This is a genomic window from Kluyvera georgiana, assembly GCF_050990895.1.
Classification (GTDB): domain Bacteria; phylum Pseudomonadota; class Gammaproteobacteria; order Enterobacterales; family Enterobacteriaceae; genus Kluyvera; species Kluyvera georgiana.
In genome coordinates, this window is record NZ_CP158865.1 from 2,062,385 (window position 1) to 2,081,387 (window position 19,003).

17 protein-coding genes are annotated in these 19,003 nt (G+C 54.6%); 7 read left to right on the forward strand and 10 right to left on the reverse strand.

Annotated features, from left to right (window positions below):
* Positions 1-122: 122 nt before the first annotated feature.
* Together fadD and rnd are read left to right on the forward strand one after the other, a co-directional pair.
* The gene (gene fadD, locus ABTW00_RS09780) at positions 123-1,808 is read left to right on the forward strand and encodes a long-chain-fatty-acid--CoA ligase FadD (RefSeq protein ID WP_271447820.1); all 1,686 of its coding nucleotides are present in this window, start codon (positions 123-125) and stop codon (positions 1,806-1,808) included.
* Positions 1,809-1,889: 81 nt separating this feature from the next.
* Entirely contained in the window at positions 1,890-3,005 is a 1,116-nt protein-coding gene (gene rnd / locus ABTW00_RS09785; protein ID WP_271447823.1) for a ribonuclease D, read from the forward strand.
* A 155-nt stretch (positions 3,006-3,160) separates the two neighbouring features.
* Here rnd and minE read toward each other — a convergent pair whose 3' ends face one another.
* From minE to minC, 3 genes are read right to left on the reverse strand one after another with little or no spacing between them, the layout of a single operon-like run.
* Positions 3,161-3,430 carry a cell division topological specificity factor MinE gene (minE, locus tag ABTW00_RS09790; protein ID WP_064544824.1) on the reverse strand — a complete coding sequence of 90 codons (270 nt, stop codon included), beginning with the start codon at positions 3,428-3,430 and terminating at the stop codon, positions 3,161-3,163.
* A gap of 3 nt (positions 3,431-3,433) precedes the next feature.
* Positions 3,434-4,246, reverse strand: coding sequence for a septum site-determining protein MinD (minD, locus tag ABTW00_RS09795; protein ID WP_064544826.1), 813 nt, complete (start codon positions 4,244-4,246; stop codon positions 3,434-3,436).
* 23 nt (positions 4,247-4,269) lie between these two features.
* The gene (minC, locus tag ABTW00_RS09800; protein WP_064544829.1) at positions 4,270-4,977 is read right to left on the reverse strand and encodes a septum site-determining protein MinC; all 708 of its coding nucleotides are present in this window, start codon (positions 4,975-4,977) and stop codon (positions 4,270-4,272) included.
* 127 nt (positions 4,978-5,104) lie between these two features.
* Between minC and ABTW00_RS09805 the strand changes: the two genes are divergently transcribed.
* The 3 genes from ABTW00_RS09805 (at position 5,105) to ABTW00_RS09815 (ending at position 6,640) form a co-directional block, all read left to right on the forward strand.
* On the forward strand, positions 5,105-5,386 hold the full coding sequence (locus tag ABTW00_RS09805) for a YcgL domain-containing protein (RefSeq protein ID WP_064544831.1): 282 nt from the start codon (positions 5,105-5,107) through the stop codon (positions 5,384-5,386).
* 54 nt (positions 5,387-5,440) lie between these two features.
* Positions 5,441-6,100: a fumarylacetoacetate hydrolase family protein gene (locus ABTW00_RS09810; protein WP_064544833.1), complete on the forward strand. Its 660-nt coding sequence runs from the start codon at positions 5,441-5,443 to the stop codon at positions 6,098-6,100.
* Between the two features lie 93 nt (positions 6,101-6,193).
* Positions 6,194-6,640, forward strand: a complete 447-nt coding sequence (locus ABTW00_RS09815; RefSeq protein WP_064544835.1) for a YcgN family cysteine cluster protein — start codon at positions 6,194-6,196, stop codon at positions 6,638-6,640.
* 267 nt (positions 6,641-6,907) lie between these two features.
* Here the strand turns inward: ABTW00_RS09815 and dsbB are convergent, their stop codons facing one another.
* Together dsbB and nhaB are read right to left on the reverse strand one after the other, a co-directional pair.
* Complete coding sequence (dsbB, locus tag ABTW00_RS09820) at positions 6,908-7,438, reverse strand: disulfide bond formation protein DsbB (protein ID WP_064544837.1); 531 nt, start codon at positions 7,436-7,438, stop codon at positions 6,908-6,910.
* Between the two features lie 139 nt (positions 7,439-7,577).
* A complete protein-coding gene (nhaB, locus tag ABTW00_RS09825) occupies positions 7,578-9,131 on the reverse strand; it encodes a Na(+)/H(+) antiporter NhaB (protein ID WP_065356783.1) in 1,554 nt (517 codons plus the stop codon).
* A gap of 211 nt (positions 9,132-9,342) precedes the next feature.
* Here nhaB and fadR point away from each other — a divergent pair, with 211 nt between their 5' ends.
* Positions 9,343-10,062, forward strand: coding sequence for a fatty acid metabolism transcriptional regulator FadR (fadR, locus tag ABTW00_RS09830; RefSeq protein ID WP_065356782.1), 720 nt, complete (start codon positions 9,343-9,345; stop codon positions 10,060-10,062).
* Between the two features lie 83 nt (positions 10,063-10,145).
* On the opposite strand, the gene ABTW00_RS09835 is transcribed toward fadR, so the two are convergent.
* The 5 genes from ABTW00_RS09835 to ABTW00_RS09855 form a co-directional block, all read right to left on the reverse strand.
* Positions 10,146-11,306: a CfaE/CblD family pilus tip adhesin gene (locus ABTW00_RS09835; protein ID WP_433640432.1), complete on the reverse strand. Its 1,161-nt coding sequence runs from the start codon at positions 11,304-11,306 to the stop codon at positions 10,146-10,148.
* The gene (locus ABTW00_RS09840; RefSeq protein ID WP_433640434.1) at positions 11,303-13,996 is read right to left on the reverse strand and encodes a TcfC E-set like domain-containing protein; all 2,694 of its coding nucleotides are present in this window, start codon (positions 13,994-13,996) and stop codon (positions 11,303-11,305) included. Before ABTW00_RS09840 ends, ABTW00_RS09835 begins: the two co-directional genes overlap by 4 nt.
* Before the next feature lie 84 nt (positions 13,997-14,080).
* Complete coding sequence (locus ABTW00_RS09845) at positions 14,081-14,611, reverse strand: CS1 type fimbrial major subunit (protein ID WP_433640436.1); 531 nt, start codon at positions 14,609-14,611, stop codon at positions 14,081-14,083.
* 137 nt (positions 14,612-14,748) lie between these two features.
* Complete coding sequence (locus tag ABTW00_RS09850; RefSeq protein WP_433640986.1) at positions 14,749-15,462, reverse strand: fimbria/pilus periplasmic chaperone; 714 nt, start codon at positions 15,460-15,462, stop codon at positions 14,749-14,751.
* A 383-nt stretch (positions 15,463-15,845) separates the two neighbouring features.
* On the reverse strand, positions 15,846-17,378 hold the full coding sequence (locus tag ABTW00_RS09855) for a SpoVR family protein (protein WP_065356777.1): 1,533 nt from the start codon (positions 17,376-17,378) through the stop codon (positions 15,846-15,848).
* Between the two features lie 325 nt (positions 17,379-17,703).
* Between ABTW00_RS09855 and ABTW00_RS09860 the strand changes: the two genes are divergently transcribed.
* Positions 17,704-19,002 (forward strand): D-amino acid dehydrogenase, encoded by a 1,299-nt coding sequence (locus ABTW00_RS09860; protein ID WP_064544864.1) that lies wholly within the window; start codon positions 17,704-17,706, stop codon positions 19,000-19,002.
* Position 19,003 lies beyond the last annotated feature (1 nt).

Genomic DNA, 19,003 nt, shown 5'->3' on the forward strand with positions numbered 1-19,003 from the left:
CGCGCTTCGCAACCTTAATTCTGATTAATTCTTAAACTGGTACGCTGAGTTAATATAATGTTAATGAAAGTTTATCATTTGGGGTTGCGATGACGACGAATACGTATTTTAGAGGTGATGCTTTGAAAAAGGTTTGGCTCAACCGTTATCCTGCCGATGTTCCGGCAGAGATCAATCCTGACCGTTATCAATCCCTGGTGGAACTGTTTGAACACGCGGCAACACGCTTTGCCGATCAGCCCGGCTTCGTCAATATGGGCGAAGTGATGACCTTCCGTAAGCTCGAGGAGCGCAGCCGCGCCTTTGCCGCTTACCTCCAACAAGGGCTGGGGCTGAAGCAGGGCGATCGCGTCGCGCTGATGATGCCTAACCTGCTGCAATATCCGGTTGCCCTGTTCGGCATCCTGCGTGCCGGGATGATAGTGGTCAACGTCAACCCGCTGTACACCCCACGCGAACTAGAACATCAATTGAACGACAGCGGCGCGCAGGCGATCGTGATCGTCTCCAACTTTGCCCACACGCTGGAAAAAGTGGTTGATAAAACCCAGGTTAAGCACGTGATTTTGACCCGCATGGGCGATCAGCTTTCGACCGCCAAAGGGACGCTGGTTAACTTTGTCGTCAAATACATCAAACGTCTGGTGCCGAAATACCATCTGCCGGATGCGATCTCCTTCCGTCGCGCGCTGCATAGCGGCTACCGCTTACAGTATGTGAAACCGGTGGTGAAGGCGGATGATGTGGCCTTCCTGCAATATACCGGCGGTACGACCGGCGTGGCGAAAGGCGCGATGCTGACCCATCGCAATATGCTCGCCAACCTCGAACAGGTGAAAGCGACCTACGGGCCTCTGCTGCACGAAGGGAAAGAGGTGGTGATCACCGCGCTGCCGCTGTATCACATCTTTGCGCTGACCATGAACTGCCTGCTGTTTATCGAACTGGGTGGGCAGAATATTCTGATCACTAACCCGCGCGATATTCCGGGTCTGGTGAAGGAGCTGGCAAAATACCCGTTCACCGCCATGACCGGCGTGAATACGCTATTCAATGCGCTGCTGAACAATAAAGAGTTCCAGCAGCTCGATTTCTCCACGCTGCATCTGTCGGCGGGTGGGGGAATGCCGGTGAACCATTCTGTGGCCGATCGCTGGGTTAAACTGACCGGGCAGTATCTGCTGGAGGGCTACGGCCTGACCGAATGTGCGCCGCTGGTGAGCGTCAACCCGCATGATATCGACTACCACAGTGGCAGCATTGGTCTGCCGGTGCCCTCGACTGAGGTAAAGCTGGTGGACGATGACGATAACGAAGTCGCCGTTGGCCAGCCGGGCGAGCTGTGCGTGAAGGGCCCGCAGGTGATGGAAGGTTACTGGCAGCGTCCGGACGCCACCGCTGAAATTATCAAAGACGGCTGGCTGCATACCGGCGATATCGCGGTAATGGATGAGGAAGGCTTCCTGCGCATCGTTGACCGCAAAAAAGATATGATTCTGGTGTCAGGTTTTAACGTCTACCCGAATGAAATTGAAGACGTAGTGATGCAGCACTCCGGCGTACTGGAAGTGGCCGCCGTCGGCGTACCGTCCGGCAATAGCGGTGAAGCCGTGAAGATCTTCGTCGTCAAAAAAGAGGAAAGCCTGACCGAAGAGGCGCTGATTACCTTCTGCCGCCGTCAGCTTACCGGATACAAAGTGCCAAAACTGGTTGAATTCCGTCAGGAATTACCGAAGTCCAACGTCGGGAAAATTTTAAGACGAGAATTACGTGACGAAGCCCGCGCCAAAGTGGACAATAAGGGATAAGTCACGAGTCATGATGCCTAACGCCAGCTCTGCTGGCGTTTTTTTTGGCACAAAATAAGAGAGTATGATTTGAACTATCAGATGATCGCTACCAATGACGCGCTTCGCAGCTTGTGCGATAGCGTTGGTCAGACAACTGCCGTCGCGCTGGACACCGAGTTTGTCCGCACGCGCACCTACTATCCGCAGCTGGGCCTGATTCAGCTTTTCGATGGAGAGCGTACGGCGCTGATCGATCCTCTGGATATCACCGACTGGTCACCGCTACAGGCGATTCTGCAGGACCGCAACATCACCAAGTTCCTGCACGCGGGCAGTGAAGATTTAGAAGTCTTTATGAACGTTTTCGGCGCCATGCCGCAGCCGCTGATCGACACGCAGGTGTTGGCTGCTTTCTGCGGTCGCCCGATGTCATGGGGCTTTGCCGCGATGGTCGCTGAATATTCTGGCGTGGAGCTGGATAAGAGCGAGTCGCGTACCGACTGGCTCGCGCGTCCGCTGACTTCGCGTCAGTGCGACTACGCGGCGGCGGACGTCTGGTATCTGTTGCCTATCGCCCACAAGCTGATGGCGGAAACCGAGCAGAAGGGGCGTCTGGCCTGGGCGCTGAATGAATGTCAGCTGATGCAGCAGCGTCGTCAGGAAGTGACCGACCCGCGCGAAGCGTGGCGTGATATTACCAATGCCTGGCAGCTGCGTACCCGCCAGCTGGCCTGTCTGCAACTGCTGGCCGACTGGCGTCTGCGCAAGGCACGCGAGCGCGACCTGGCGGTGAATTTCGTGGTACGTGAAGAGCACCTGTGGAGCGTAGCGCGCTATATGCCGGGCAGCCTGGGAGAGCTGGATAGCCTGGGGCTATCGGGCAGCGAAATTCGTTTCCATGGCAAAACGTTGATTAGCCTGGTCGAGAAAGCGCAGGCATTGCCTGATGACGCGCTACCGGAGCCGCTGCTGAACCTGATGGATATGCCGGGCTATCGCAAAGCGTTTAAAGAGATTAAGGCGCTGGTGCAGGAAGTGGGGCAGGCGAACGACGTCAGCGCCGAGATGCTCGCCTCGCGTCGCCAGATTAACCAGCTGTTGAACTGGCACTGGCAGTTGAAGCCACGTCACACCGCACCGGAAATGATTTCCGGCTGGCGCGGCGAGCTGCTGTCCGGCGCGCTGGATAAGTTGCTGGCAGAGTATCCGCGTTAAATCCTGCCTGTAGGCCGGATAAGGCAACGTCGCCATCCGGCAATACAATCATTGTGCGAGGCGCTGCCTGATGGCGCTTTGCTTATCAGACCTACACGCGGTTTCCGGACACAAAAAAAGCGCTATCACTAGCGCCTTTTTTACACCACCGAAAGTCAGGATTTTGACTCTTCCGCTTCCGGTAGCGTGACGTTGAGTTCCAGAATCGAAATATCCCCGTCTTTTTGCTCTAACTGCACCGTGACCATTTCTGGGTCAATCTGCACGTACTTGCAAATCACTTCCAGAATATCCTTCCTTAACTGCGGCAGATAGTGCGGTTCTGCATCACTGCGGCGGCGTTCCGCGACAATGATCTGCAGGCGTTCTTTAGCAATGTTGGCGGTATTCTTTTTCCGTGAGAGAAAAAAGTCGAGTAATGCCATAATTTATCCTCCGAACAGGCGTTTGAGGAAACCTTTCTTCTCTTCTTCAATGAAGCGGAAAGGACGTTCTTCTCCCAACAGACGATCTACGGTGTCGGCGTAGGCTTTGCCTGCGTCGGACACGGTATCCAGAATAACCGGTTCCCCCTGGTTTGAGGCGCGCAGGACGGACTGATCTTCCGGGATAACGCCAACCAGTTTAATGCGCAGGATTTCCAGCACATCTTCCATGCTCAGCATGTCGCCTTTGCTCACGCGACCTGGGTTGTAGCGCGTCAGCAGCAGGTGTTCTTTAATCGGCTCTTCACCATTTTCTGCGCGACGAGATTTAGACGCCAGAATGCCCAGGATACGGTCAGAGTCGCGTACCGAGGAGACTTCCGGGTTGGTGGTGATAATAGCTTCGTCAGCGAAGTACAGCGCCATCAGCGCGCCGGTCTCGATACCCGCAGGGGAGTCGCAGACCACGAAGTCGAATTCCATCTTTTTCAGCTCGTCGAGGACTTTCTCGACGCCTTCGCGGGTCAACGCATCTTTATCACGCGTTTGCGAAGCCGGCAGAATATAGAGATTTTCGGTCCGTTTATCTTTGATTAATGCTTGGTTCAGCGTGGCATCGCCCTGAATAACGTTAACAAAATCATACACTACGCGACGTTCGCAGCCCATGATAAGGTCAAGGTTACGTAGACCGATATCAAAATCGATAACGACCGTTTTCTTTCCCTTCTGCGCCAAACCAGTCGCGATGGCCGCGCTGGAGGTGGTCTTACCCACGCCCCCTTTACCTGAAGTCACAACAATAATGCGTGCCATAGAAATTCCTTGTTAAAAAGGGATTAATTTAACGGTTGAATAGTCAAAGCGCTGTTGTCTAACCGCAGACGCGCCGCTTTGCCATAAAATTCGGCTGGGATCTGGTCGCTCAGCCAATATTCCCCGGCGATGGAGACCAGCTCCGCAGCCAGGTGGGTACAAAATACTTGTGCTTCCCGGTCTCCGCCGGCGCCCGCCAGAACGCGCCCACGCATCATGCCGTAAACGTGGATGTTACCGTCGGCAATCAGCTCAGCGCCTGCACTAACGTGGCTTGTCACAATCAGATCACAGTTTGGTGCATAAATGCGCTGACCGGAACGTACTGGCGTATCAATCATTCGCGTTTTTGTGATCGGACTAACAATTGGCTCGGGTTCAGCGGGCTTGGTCGGCTCAACGGGGGCGGCACGAACAACTTTTTCTTTACCTTCAGTCAGTAAAGGAAGGCCCGATTGATCAATAGCCGCTTTGAACTGCGGATTCTTGCAGCCGCTGACGCCCACGATACGCAGACCGGCAGCCATAATCGCCTGCTGAATCGCGCGCCACTGGGTAAACTCTTCAAGGTTGCTGACGTTGACCACAACCGGGGCATGACGGAAAAAAGCCGGAGCCTGGGCGACCTTGTCTTCTAACGCCTGACGAATAACCTCGGGTCTTGCATCATGCAAATGGACCACCGATAAGGTGAAGCTACTGCCTTTAAGTTCGATTGGCGTGTTTGACATCCTGGCCTTACTCAATTTGCTATTTATCGCTGCTTCGTGCGCGGCGATATTCCGAAGACTATCAGTCATGTTATAGTCACTAATATATTCAAGCAAGTAACCACAGTCCTAATTCCGAGTATAAAGTATGTTTTGTGTGATTTATCGTAGTTCTAAACGTGATCAAACCTATTTGTATGTCGAAAAAAAAGACGATTTCTCTCGCGTCCCTGAAGAACTGATGCAGGGCTTCGGTCAGCCGCAGCTGGCGATGCTGTTGCCGCTGGACGGCCGCAAGAAGCTTATCAATGCCGATCTGGAAAAGGTAAAACAGGCGTTAAAAGATCAGGGCTATTATTTACAGATGCCACCGCCGCCTGAAAATCTGTTGAAGCAGCATCTGGCCGACGCCAAAAATAAGGGCGAATAATTTTCGCTTGCGGCTAATGTCTGTTCCTGGTTACACAACAAATAAGGGAAAAGTATGTATCAACATCATAACTGGCAGGGTGCGCTGCTGGATTACCCGGTAAGCAAAGTTGTCTGTGTTGGCAGTAATTATGCAAAGCATATCCAGGAGATGGGCAGCGCGACGCCGGAAGAGCCCGTGCTGTTTATTAAGCCAGAAACCGCACTCTGCGACTTACGCCAGCCGCTGATTCTGCCGCAGGGCCTGGGGTCTGTGCACCATGAAGTGGAGCTGGCGGTGCTGATTGGCGCGACGCTGCGTCAGGCAACGGAAGATCACGTCCTGCAGGCTATTGCGGGATATGGTGTCGCGCTGGACCTCACGCTGCGTGACGTCCAGAGTAAAATGAAAAAGGCCGGGCAACCCTGGGAAAAAGCGAAAGGCTTTGATAATTCCTGCCCGATCTCCGGTTTTATCCCGGCTGCAGCCTTCGAAGGCGACCCGCAAAATACCTCGCTGGGCCTGAAGGTGAACGGCGAAGTGCGTCAGCAGGGCACGACGGCGGATATGATCCACAAAATCGTGCCGCTGATTGCCTACATGAGCCGCTTCTTCACCCTCAAACCGGGCGACGTGGTGCTGACCGGTACGCCGGAAGGTGTCGGCCCACTCCACGGTGGTGATGAACTGGAAGTGCTGTTTAACGGCTATTCTCTGACGACCCGCGTGCTGTAATCGCTGCTTGCCGCCCCAATCGGGCGGCAAAACTTGCATCCCTGTGCCAGACTGGTTATAAGAAGCACCCTGAATTTTGATGTGGACATCCCGATGAGCGAATTACCTTTCTGGCAGAGCAAGACCCTTGACGACATGACCGATGCCGAATGGGAGTCGCTGTGCGACGGCTGCGGTCAGTGCTGCCTGCACAAGCTGATGGATGAAGACACCGACGAAATTTACTTCACCAACGTGGCCTGCAAACAGCTGAATATCAAGACCTGCCAGTGTCGTAACTACGAACGTCGTTTCGATTATGAGCCGGACTGCATCAAGCTTACCCGCGATAATCTGCCCACCTTCGAGTGGCTGCCGCACACCTGCGCCTATCGCCTGCTGGCGGAAGGTCAACCGCTGCCGCAGTGGCATCCGCTTATCGCCGGCTCGAAAGCGGCAATGCACGGTGAGCGTATTTCCGTGCGCCATATTGCGGTGAAGGAGTCAGAAGTGCGTGACTGGCAAGACCATATCTTAAATAAACCAGAATGGGCTGACTAAAGTCCGATTTATTATTTCATTCTCTCTTTTTACGCGTCCTTGAATAAAATCACTGCTTAATTCCTGCACGCTGCCGATAGAGATATTATCGGCACCGGTGTGGGGATAGACATGCGTAATTCAATAAAACTCTTAGTGCTTGCGGTAATGATCAATCTGGGCGGCTGGGGGCTGGTGTTGGTCGCCGGTTACGGCATTGGGACGCTGGCGGGAATGTGGTAGGAGAGGCGCCAGCCGCGATAATATCGCAGCTGGCGCAAGAGACGATTAACGGCCAAACAGGTCGCGGCGTTTTGGTTTCAGCGGCTGAGCAATCACCACCAGAACCGCGACGATCAGGTAGGCGGCGAAAATGCCCACCAGCCACTGCGGCATCTCCAGCGACAAGAACTCCCACTGACGCACAGAGCAATCGCCGGAAGCAACGAACACCTGCGGCAGCCACTTATCGAGCGGCAGCCAGGTCGGGAAACGGGCCATGAAATCACAGGTCATAAACGGCGACGGGTGCAGCTGAATCATCGTGTGCTCCCAGGCCAGCTGCAGCCCACGGAAGGCGCTGTACAGCCAGATCAGCAGCGCCACGTAGCGTAGCGGGCTTTTCGGTGCGATGGCGCCGACAATCCCGGCGCCCATTACGCCAAACAGCGCGCAGCGCTCGTAAATACACAGGACGCACGGCTTTAACAGCATTACATGCTGGAACCATAATGCCACTAATTCAAGCGCAAAAGCGGTTAACGCCAGTAATAACCAGGCACTGCGGCCACGTGAGCTCTGGTTTAAATATCGCAACATAATCATTTCCCTGGAACGTGCTTAGAAAACGCAGTGTAAACGAAAACGATAGCCCTGCCATCTGGCTATACGCAATAATTCGTAAATGATGGTGCAATGCCCGCGGTAAAACCGACGGGCATTGATAAACGCCGCTATATTAGTGGGTTATTACCGGAAGTCCTAATACTCCCTTACTCATCATCCAGTCAATCACCGGCTGCAGGGTAAACTCAACGCACAGCAGGCCGACCAGCGTTAACACAACCGTATACGGCAACGCCATCCACACCATACGGCCGTAGGAAAGACGAATGAGCGGCGCAAGCGCGGAAGTCAGCAGGAACAGGAATGCCGCCTGTCCGTTTGGCGTCGCGACGGAGGGCAGGTTAGTACCGGTATTGATAGCCACCGCCAGCAGCTCAAACTGGCGCAGGTCGATGGCGCCGTTATCGAGCGCCGTTTTGGCTTCGTTGATATACACGGTACCCACGAAGACGTTATCGGAAATCGACGACAGCAGACCGTTGAACAGATAAAACAACGAACGTTGGGCGTGCGGTGACGCTTGCAGCACGAAGTCGATAATCGGCGCAAACAGATGTTGATCGATAATCACCGCCACGACCGCGAAAAATACCGTCAGCAGCGCGGTAAACGGCAGCGCTTCGGTAAACGCTTTACCGATCGCGTGCTCGTCGGTAATGCCGGTAAATGAGGTGGCGAAGATAATCACCGACAGGCCAATCAGCCCCACTTCCGCCAGATGTAACGCCAGCGCCAGCACCAACCATACGCCGATAATCCCCTGAACGATAAGGCGCATGCTCTCCTGGCGCGAGCGCTGTTTGCGGCTACGCTCGTCAAAATCATGAAGAATTTGACGAACAGGTTCGGGCAGCTCGGCGCCGTAGCCGAAGGCTTTAAACTTTTCCAGCAGCAGACAGGTCGCCAGGCCGCAGAAAAAGACCGGGACGGTGACCGGCGACATGCGCAGGAAAAATTCACCGAAGTGCCAGCCCGCGACCTTGGCGATAATCAGGTTCTGCGGCTCGCCGACCATCGTCATGACGCCGCCTAATGCCGTCCCGACGCCTGCGTGCATCATCAGGCTGCGCAGGAACGCGCGAAACTGCTCCAGCACCACGCGCGAGTGTTTATCAATATGGCTGTCGTCCAGCAGGTCATCATCGTCCGGACGCGCGGAAACCACCCGATGATAGATACTGTAGAAGCCTACCGCGACGCTGATGATTACGGCGACAACCGTCAAGGCATCGAGAAATGCCGACAGGAACGCAGCGGCGAGACAGAAGGCCAGCGACAGCAGTCGTTTGCTACGAATGGTCAGCAGCAGGCGGGTAAAGATGAACAGCAGCAGCTGTTTCATAAAGTAGATGCCCGCCACCATAAAAATCAGCAGCAGCAGGACTTCCAGATTGGCGGCGACCTCGTTGCGCACGTGTTCGGCGGAGGTCATGCCGACAAATACGGCCTCGATGGCCAGCAGCCCGCCGGGAATCAGCGGGTAGCATTTCAACGCCATGGCCAGCGTGAAGATAAACTCCACCACCAGCAGCCATCCGGCGACAAACGGATTGATCAGAAAGACCAGCGGGTTGATGACTAAGAAAATAATTAGCAGTAATTTGTACCAGTCTGGCGACTGACCAAGAAAATTGCGCCACAGAGCGCGGCCGTAAGAGATTTCCATGACAAGCGTCTTCCTCCTGAAAAGATGTCATTTTTTACCATTAAAACAGATATACCGCCAGAATTCCCCCGACAAGTGCCTTTTCCACCCGCGAAAGAAATATGAAAAATGAAACGGCGATCCCTTTTTAATTCCGTTGCCCTGCTATCTGCTCAATGTTGGCTCTGGTATGATGAGTCCAATTGCAACGCTGTGTAATGGAATTTTTACTATGGTCATTAAGGCGCAAAGCCCGGCGGGTTTCGCGGAAGAGTATATTGTCGAAAGCATCTGGAATAACCGTTTTCCACCTGGGTCGATTCTTCCGGCTGAACGCGAACTCTCTGAATTAATTGGGGTTACCCGTACTACCTTACGTGAAGTGTTGCAACGCCTGGCGCGAGACGGCTGGTTGACGATTCAGCACGGAAAACCGACGAAGGTCAACAATTTCTGGGAGACGTCCGGGCTGAATATCCTGGAAACGCTTGCGCGTCTCGATCATGACAGCGTGCCGCAGCTGATTGATAATCTGCTGTCCGTGCGTACCAATATTGCCACTATCTATATCCGTACCGCATTCCGTCAGCACCCGGAAAAAGCGCTGGAAGTGCTGGCGACAACGCGCGAAGTTGCCGACCATGCCGACGCTTTTGCCGAGCTGGACTACAGCGTGTTCCGCGGCCTGGCGTTCGCCTCCGGCAACCCTATCTACGGCCTGATCCTCAACGGTATGAAAGGTCTGTACACCCGTCTGGGGCGTCACTATTTCTCCAGCCCGGAAGCGCGAGCGCTGGGTTTGGGCTTCTATCACAAGCTGATTGAGCTGTGCGAGAAGGGTGAGTACGAGAAGGTCTATGAGACGGTGCGCCGCTACGGGCACGAAAGCGGCGAGATCTGGCACCGGATGCAGAAAAATCTGCCGGGTGATTTAGCGATTCACGGGCGTTAATCAAACCGTCTGACGCCATTAACCGGGGGCTCGCCCCCGGTATGAGCTTTGCCGCACCTTATCCGGGCGGTTCAATAACGCGCTTAGTCCACCGTGGGCAGCGTCGGCGTGAACACCACGGTTACGGTGCCGGTGTAGTGCCCGGCCGATTTATCCATCACGTTGAATTTATCCACGATAAACGCCAGCGGCGCCGGCGCGCACAGCACGGGCGCGGTGATAGAAGGCAGGCGCACCGGGCGAATATAATCCTGATTAATATCGTTCCAGGTCATGCCTTCGTTGTTAACCACATCAATCATTGAACCGCTCTGCGGGCTTTTCATTTTCAGATGGAAATCAATGCGGTCCACCTCTGGCCCTTTGGTGGCGCCGTCCCGGTAGAGGGAAAAATCCCCACTTTTTCGCCCCGGCGCGGGGGCACCTTCGTCTTTAATCAGCACATCGTAGCGGGTACTGTTGACGTTGTAGCCGTCGTACAGGCACATATCCAGCAGGGTATAGTCTGAAGCCCAGGCGTTGCCGTCCGGCGCGCCTTTGGGCTGGAGATTCAGTTCCATTAACGGCGAGGCTGTGCCGAACGCCGGGAAGTAGATATCCACGTGATCGGGGTCAATAACCTTTAAGGTGATCCAGGCGTTCCAGTCCCCCAGTGACTTTTGGGGATCCCATTGCATCAGCTTCATATACAGCGAGGCTTCCCACAGGCCGCCAACCGGGATTTTTTTCAACTCGCTGGCGGGAATGTACACCGTCAGTGCGGATTCGGCATAAATATCAATGCCGCTGCAACTAACGGCTGCTGCGCCATAAACCTGGTAGTGTCCGCCCCAGTCACAGGCGCCGTCATGGGCATATTTTTCCAGATACCCCTTTAAATTCAGCTCAACCCGCATGCCGCTGCGTTTTTCGGTAAAAAGCAACGGAATTGTGGTTGTACCGCTGGCATACCAGACCGGCTTGGTATTGCATTTGCCATGCTCTGAACTTGAGTTGCTTTTGCACACCCAGCTGTTGCGCCCCCATAAACTGCGTTGATCCGTATCGTAGCCGCCAGATTCCCTGGCCCACAGGCTGATATCCTGCGAAGGCATGTTCATTCGATCGAACGTACGTTCGAGGGTGAGCGAGCGCGGGCCCGGTTCTTGCTTTTCCGCGTGTGCGACGGGGGCTATCAGCATGAATGCCGTGAGCATGGCCCCAATCAATGATGCCCGAGTGCGTTCGGTGATGATTTTTTTCATCTGAATTCTGCTCCGCGTTGTAGCGCTGTTTTTGTTCCGCCGTCACGTTTGAGTTTCGCCAGCGCATTGTCATGCACCGCCTGCGGCAGGTCGCTTTCGTTAATCTCCCGGCAGGGGGTATCGCCCACGTAGCGCACCACGTTGCGCTGTTTTTTCACCACCAGCGGGCAGGTGTAAAAGCGGCTGCCGGAAAGCAGGTACAGCGCGCTGGCCTGGCTTGCCATTTCAGCGGTAAACCCACCGTCCTGGCTGAGCAGCAGCATCCGGCTGTTGAGGCCTTGCACCAGATTCTGCCGCGCGACATCCGGCAGCAGCAGGCGGCCGACATAACCAAAGCGCTGTTCTACCGCCACGTTGTGTACCTGCATTTTGCCTGGTAGCAGCATCACGTTGCTTTCACCCGCGCCGCTTACGATGGTGGTGGTGGCACCTTCGTGCGCCGTGCGGCCTTCGTTGACGCTCACATCCGTTAATTCATACGACATCAGCGGGAACAGCGCCTTAGCGCCGCCGCCGAGCGTGACCGAACGGCTGCCGCCCGCCCGTGCGTCGAGCGCCACCGCGCTCTGCTGGTTATCTTCGGTTTCAATATCGTCCACCTGTACCAGCACCGCTGACGACGGTTCGCCATAACCCGCAGCGCCCCACTGTAGGCCGTGGCGGCCCAGCGCGAAGGACGAGCTGTACGACCCGCTGATGGCGGTGGTGTGGTCGTTTTGCTGGTTATCGTAGCTGTCTGACAGCGTGCCGTTCAGGTTGCCGTAGTCACCCTCTATGCGCCCGCTGATGGAGGCGTCTACCGTGTCGCTGTTGATGCCGCCCGCCGCCACGGAGAGTTCTTTGTGGCCCTGTTCATCCCAATACCAGTCGTGAGTGACCTGGTAAGTGGTTTGGGCGTCGTCGTCTTTGCTGTTGCGATAATCCACGTTCAGGCGGGAAGACTGGCTGCGGTAGCGTGAATCAGCGCGCGGGGCCTGGTTAACGGCAAATGAGAGATACATACCGTTGTCGCTGCTGTCGTAGCCGTCGTCGTCACGCTTAAACACGCCAAGAGTGCCGTTCATCACCCAATCGCCCACGCTCCAGGCGCGCGAGGCGCTAAGTTGCCATGTTTTTGACACCGAATGGCCGGTGGTTTGCGTGAGGACGTTGTCGCTGAACGAGCGGTTATTCTGCCAGGTACTGTCGTCGGTATGGTTTTCCGTACGCATGTAGCTGAGGGTCATATTCCAGCCTGCCAGCAGCATTGAGCTGTTGACGTTGATGTTTTCATAGCAGCCCAGCTGCGCGTAGCTGTTGGTATCGTTATCCGTGTCGGAACACTGGCTGCCGTCAGAGGAATAGCGATACAGGTTTAATGATGGCCAGTCGGTCTTCGACCAGCTCAGCTGTTCGCTGTCGCCGCGCCCGCCGCTATCGTTGTGGTAGACGCTGGTCTGCAGCGTTGGCCGCCCGATAACGCCCAGATCCGGCGTGAGCTCGAGGCCGCCTTCCACCGACTGTTCGCCGTCCGTCTGCGCGACGCCCGCGGTCAGTGATAGCAGGTTCCACAGCGGCAGACGAAAACCGGCCTGATAGGCGTTGCCCTCATCGGCGTCCGTATCGGCATCGCTGATGCGCCCGCCCTGAATAAACCAGTGGATGCGACCGTCGTCCAGCCCGCCGCTTTTGCTGAAAGGCAGGGTTTCCGTGCGCGCCAGCTGGTTGCTTTCATAGATACGCAGCTCGACGTTGTAGCTGCCGTTGGGAAAGAGTGAAGTATCCAGCGGCTGGTTGCCCGCGGGCAGGTAGAACGACCCCAGCAGCTGGTTATTGCGGTAAGCGTCCACGCGTGAGCTGTGTGACAGCAGTACGACGACCGGCGTCCCCTGGCCGGCCTGCTCGCGGTTTAAATAGCTCAGGGTACTGCCGATGCGGGCTCCGTCGATCGCGCCCAGCGGCAGAAAGTTGAAGTTAAAATTGCCGCCCTGGGTGCTAAACAGGGTGCGGTTGTCCATCCGCCCCATTTGCAGATAGTAGCGGCGGGCTAAATCGTAACGATAGTACAGGTTGTTGACATCGGCGCTGTTGTCGCTGTCGTCGTCCGTTTGCGTCGCGGTCAACGACCAGTCGAGCGCGAGGTAGCTGTTCTCGGTGACGCCCAGCGCGCCGTCGCCCTGCAGATAGAGGCTGCTGTAATCATCCTGGGCGATAACGTTAATATCTTGCTGGTGAATAAAGGCGTTTTCCACGTTGCTGGTGTCGGCGGCCAGATACAGCGACTGGCGACCATTCTCAGGCATCCACGCCTGGCGCAGGAATAGCGTCACGCTACCTTCGCTACTGTCGTAAATGGCGCCGACATCGTCGGTTTTCAGATAGCCGCAGCCGGTATTTGCCTGCCCGTAGCCACAGGCCAGTTCGCCATGACGTGCCAGCGGCGCGGAAAGCGCCTTCAGGATGTGTCGGTAATCCGGGTTGTCTGATGTTATCGGCAGCTTCAGCGCCGCCAGTACCTTATCGGGGTCGTTGAACTGCACGGTCTCCAGGCTAACGGTGGCGTCAAAGAGCCCCACCTGCTTGCCTGCCAGAACGACGGCTACGCGTTCTTCTATTCCCTGCGCGAGGATTTCAAAACCGGGGGGGACCTTCACGGCCGCATGAGCAGAGCAGGCGGCAAGGATCATCAGCACAAGAAGTCTTTTTTTCATCGTGATGTAACCATTCATCCATGTCCGGTAAACAGGTGCCCGCGCCGGATGGCGCGGGCCGTTCATCATGGTAAAGCGTCGTACTTACTCACCCGCAGTGGCGGCGTCCTGATACAGATAGATGCTCACTACGCCCTGATAGGTACCGGTTTCCAGCGGAGCCTGAGCCGTCTGCGCAATGGTCAGTTCTTTCGCGACAGAACCGGTTTTCGCCGCGTCTGCGCCGTTCGGGAAGATTTCCGCGGTTTTCAGGTCGTTATCGGTGGTGGTAATTTCACTGTCACCCCACTTGATGGTTAACCCTACCGGATCGGCCGCTGCGCCAATGGTATTCACCAGCTGCGCCGGGCTGACCAGACGCATATGCACGTCACCGGCAGTGCTGGCGGTGGCGTTTGACCAGATTTTGGTCATGCCAACGCTGTAGGTTTGCAGGCCGGTGCCCGGGATATACTGCATTTCTACCGCTTTTGGCAGCGCTGAGTTATCCGCCATGGTCATATCGATGCTGGCATCGACGTTAGCGGTTACGGTAATGTCTTTTTGTACCGCCAGCGCGGATCCGGCAACGGTTAAACACAGCGCAGCCAAAAGTGGTTTCATCATAGCTTTCATGAAAAATATCCTTATTAATGATTGGTCATGGTAATTTCAGCCTATGTTATTAGGCTGGATCTTAATCTCACCCGTTACGGGAGAGATTAAATTCGATGGTTACGTTTAATGATTAATGCCGAAAAATTTAGTGGCTATTACCGCAGCGAAAAAGTTTCGGTAGAGATGGATTTTTTAATCCAGTCTTTATATTTTATTTCAATGTGCTCGTAGCCTGTTGTGGCCGGCAATGAATATGTTCCATCTGGAAATATATTGTGATTATCACTCTGGTGATGGCATTGATCGCCACTTTCACCCTGGCGGCAAAGCCCCACGTCGATAATTTTCACCCGCTGGCTTCCCTGATTCAGCAGCGCGTTTTTTTCCGGTGACAGTACCAGATGAATACGCGGTTGCTCCGGCGGTACGGAAACCAGCACGCCCCACACTAAATTCACCGAAACCTGAGTGGCTATGCCTTTATTGTTTGCCGTTACGGTGTCATCCAGTGAAGGAACGCCTTCAAACATCACCCGGTATATTCGTTCTTTGTTCGTCGGCTCCATTGACACCAGCCGCACCAGCTTGCTGGATCCGCCGGGGACGGCGAATTTCGGTGGCATTACCACGACATCGTTACCGGATGAGGCCGTGATTTCGTTTTCTTTTTCCATGGGGGTGCCGGGGTTATCAATGCGATAGACTTTGGTGCGAATAAACTGAACTTCACGGCTTTTTGATATTACCCGCACGTTGCCTTCACCATTATTATCCAGACCCACGGCCATAGGGTATACGGTCATATTAGCGGATGCCGTAACATGAGCTAATAATAAGAAAGGAAAAACAAAATACCGAATTTTGATCATCAATGTGCTTCCTTTTTGCAATGGGTGGTAAAGTCCCGTGTCCGTGAATATATCTTTAGAAAATATTATTTAAACTAATGTGTGTACCTTGAGGAGATGGCTGGATTATAAGAATAAAAAAACAGGATGCAAGAAATAAATTATTGGTGAAAAATCGCTTCAGCCGTTGAAAATATATAGATTATATTATTTTTCCGGCTTTTTTAATTAGTGGGTGAATATTTAAGAATAAATTTAGATGTGTTTAGATATGATTAAAAACGATTTTAATTAATCTAAATAAACGTGATTAACGGCGAGGGTGATAAAACAATAAGTACTGCCAAAGCCAGACCTTTCGTCGTGCCGCCAGTCGTTGGCGACACGATCCGAAAATTAAGCCCTTATAGCGTTCCAGGCCTTGGCGGGCAACGTTCAAGCAGCTCAATACTACCGTCGGCGTTCTGCTGCTCCAGATGCACATCAAACCCCCACAGGCGATGGACATGTTTCAGCACCTCTTTGCGACCTTTATCCAGCGGCGCGCGGTTGTGCGGCACGTAACGCAGGGTCAGCGAGCGGTCGCCGCGCAGGTCGACATTCCACACCTGTATATTCGGCTCAAGATTACTGAGATTATATTGGGAAGAGAGCTGGGAGCGGATTTCCCGATAGCCCTCTTCGTTGTGAATAGCCGAAATCTCCAGATAATTATTGCGATCGTCGTCCAGAACGGTAAATAGCCGGAAGTCACGCATGATTTTCGGCGACAGGAACTGGCTGATAAAACTCTCGTCTTTGAAGTCACGCATTGCAAAGTGCAGGGTGGTCAGCCAGTCGGAACCGGCGATGTCCGGGAACCAGTACTTGTCCTCATCGGTCGGGTTCTGACAGATGCGCTTAATATCCTGGAACATGGCAAAGCCCAGCGCATACGGGTTGATACCGCTATACCAGGGGCTATTGTACGGCGGCTGGAATACCACGTTAGTGTGACTGTGCAGGAATTCCAGCATAAAGCGCTCGGTCACTTTGCCTTCATCATACAGGTGGTTAAGGATGGTATAGTGCCAGAAGGTCGCCCAGCCTTCGTTCATCACCTGCGTCTGTTTCTGCGGGTAGAAATACTGGCTCACCTTGCGCACGATACGCAGAATCTCCCGCTGCCACGGTTCCAGCAGCGGCGCGTTCTTTTCCATAAAGTACAGCAGGTTCTCCTGCGGCTCGGAAGGGTAGCGGCGCGCGGACTCGACGGCTTTCTCTTCATCGCGCTTCGGTAGCGTGCGCCACAGGGTATTCACCTGGCTTTGCAGGTACTCTTCACGGCTCTTCTGCCGCGCCTTTTCTTCCTGCAGCGAGATCTTTGATGGCCGTTTATAGCGGTCAACGCCGTAGTTCATCAGCGCGTGGCACGAGTCGAGCAGGCGTTCAACTTCATCCACGCCGTAGCGCTCTTCGCATTCGGTAATGTATTTACGCGCGAACAGCAGATAGTCGACGATCGAACTGGCATCGGTCCAGCTGCGGAACAGATAGTTGTTTTTAAAGAAAGAGTTGTGTCCGTAGCAGGCATGCGCCATCACCAGCGCCTGCATGGTGATGGTGTTCTCTTCCATCAGATAGGCAATACAGGGGTTGGAGTTAATAACAATTTCATAGGCCAGGCCCTGCTGCCCGTGCTTATACTGGCGCTCGGTCTCAATAAACTTTTTACCAAACGACCAGTGGGGGTAGTTAATCGGCATCCCGACGCTGGAGTAGGCATCCATCATCTGCTCAGAGGTAATGACTTCAATCTGATGCGGATAGGTATCCAGTCGGTATAGCTTCGCCACCCGGTCAATTTCCGCCAGGTAGGTTTCCAGCAGCGAAAACGTCCAGTCGGGTCCATCGCTCAGACGAGTTGCATCCTTATTCATCGAGTCAATCGTAGCCATTAGCGCGCCCTCATTGTTGGCGACTCTCTCTGTCTGGAGAGCCTCTCTTCAAGAATAGAACACCGCAGAAATTCTGTAACAACCACGTTTTCTAAACTTCATGATTTATTCATTTTACTGGCGATATTTTTGCCTTTTCTCAGCATTTTATGCTGACAAAAAATAACGCGCAGCAGGAGATATTAACTTCACCATCACCCCGCGGCATGCGCGCTGTGTGAGGTCAGTCACCATAAAAAAAGCGTATGTTGAATAATATTTTCATCTGAGTTATCAATTTGTAATTAGAAGATTGTTCTTTTACTTATTCTGGATTGGAGTGGCTATGCACATTGTCATACTGGGAAGTGGCGTGGTGGGCGTGACCAGCGCCTGGTATTTAAGTCAGGCGGGGCATCAGGTAACGGTTATCGACCGTGAGGCCGGTCCGGCGCTCGAGACCAGCGCCGCCAACGCCGGGCAAATCTCTCCGGGCTATGCCGCGCCCTGGGCGGCACCGGGCGTGCCGCTTAAGGCGATTAAATGGATGTTCCAGCGCCATGCGCCGTTGGCGATTCGCCTGGACGGCACCGGTTTCCAGCTGAAGTGGATGTGGCAAATGCTGCGCAACTGCGACACGCGACACTATATGGAAAACAAAGGGCGGATGGTGCGCCTGGCGGAGTACAGCCGCGACTGTCTGAAAACCCTGCGTGAAACCACCGGTATTGCCTACGAGGGTCGTCAGGGCGGAACGTTGCAACTGTTCCGCACCGCCCAACAGTATGAGAACGCCACCCGCGATATCGCCGTGCTGGAAGATGCGGGGGTGCCGTATCAACTGCTGGAAGCCTCGCGTCTCGCCGAGGTTGAACCGGCGCTGGCGGAGGTTGCCCATAAGCTGACCGGCGGCCTGCGCTTGCCCAACGATGAAACCGGCGACTGCCAGCTGTTTACCCAGCGGTTGGCGAAAATGGCCGAGCAGGCGGGCGTGCAGTTCCGCTTCAATACGCCGGTAGACAGCCTGATTAAAGAGGGCGAACGCATTGTCGGCGTGAAGTGCGGCGACGAAGTGGTCAAAGCCGATGCTTACGTGATGGCTTTTGGTTCTTACTCTACCGCCATGCTCAAAGGGCTGGTGGATATCCCGGTTTATCCGCTGAAGGGCTACTCGCTAACCATTCCGATCGTTGAAGAAAGCGGGGCGCCGGTATCCACGATCCTTGATGAGACCTATAAAATCGCGATTACCCGCTTTGACAACCGTATCCGCGTTGGCGGCATGGCGGAGATCGTTGGCTTTAATACCGAGCTGCTCCAGCCGCGTCGCGAGACGCTGGAGATGGTCGTGCGCGATCTGTTCCCGCGCGGCGGCCACGTGGAAGAGGCTACGTTCTGGACCGGACTGCGTCCAATGACCCCGGACGGCACGCCGGTGGTAGGCAAAACGGCGTTCAAAAATCTGTGGCTTAATACCGGCCACGGGACGCTGGGCTGGACCATGTCCTGCGGTTCCGGCCAGCTGCTGAGCGATCTGATGTCTGGCAGAATGCCGGCTATCCCCTATGATGATCTCAGCGTCGCACGTTATTCGCCGGGCTTCACGCCCACTCGTTTGCAGCACTTGCATGGTGCGCACCACTAAG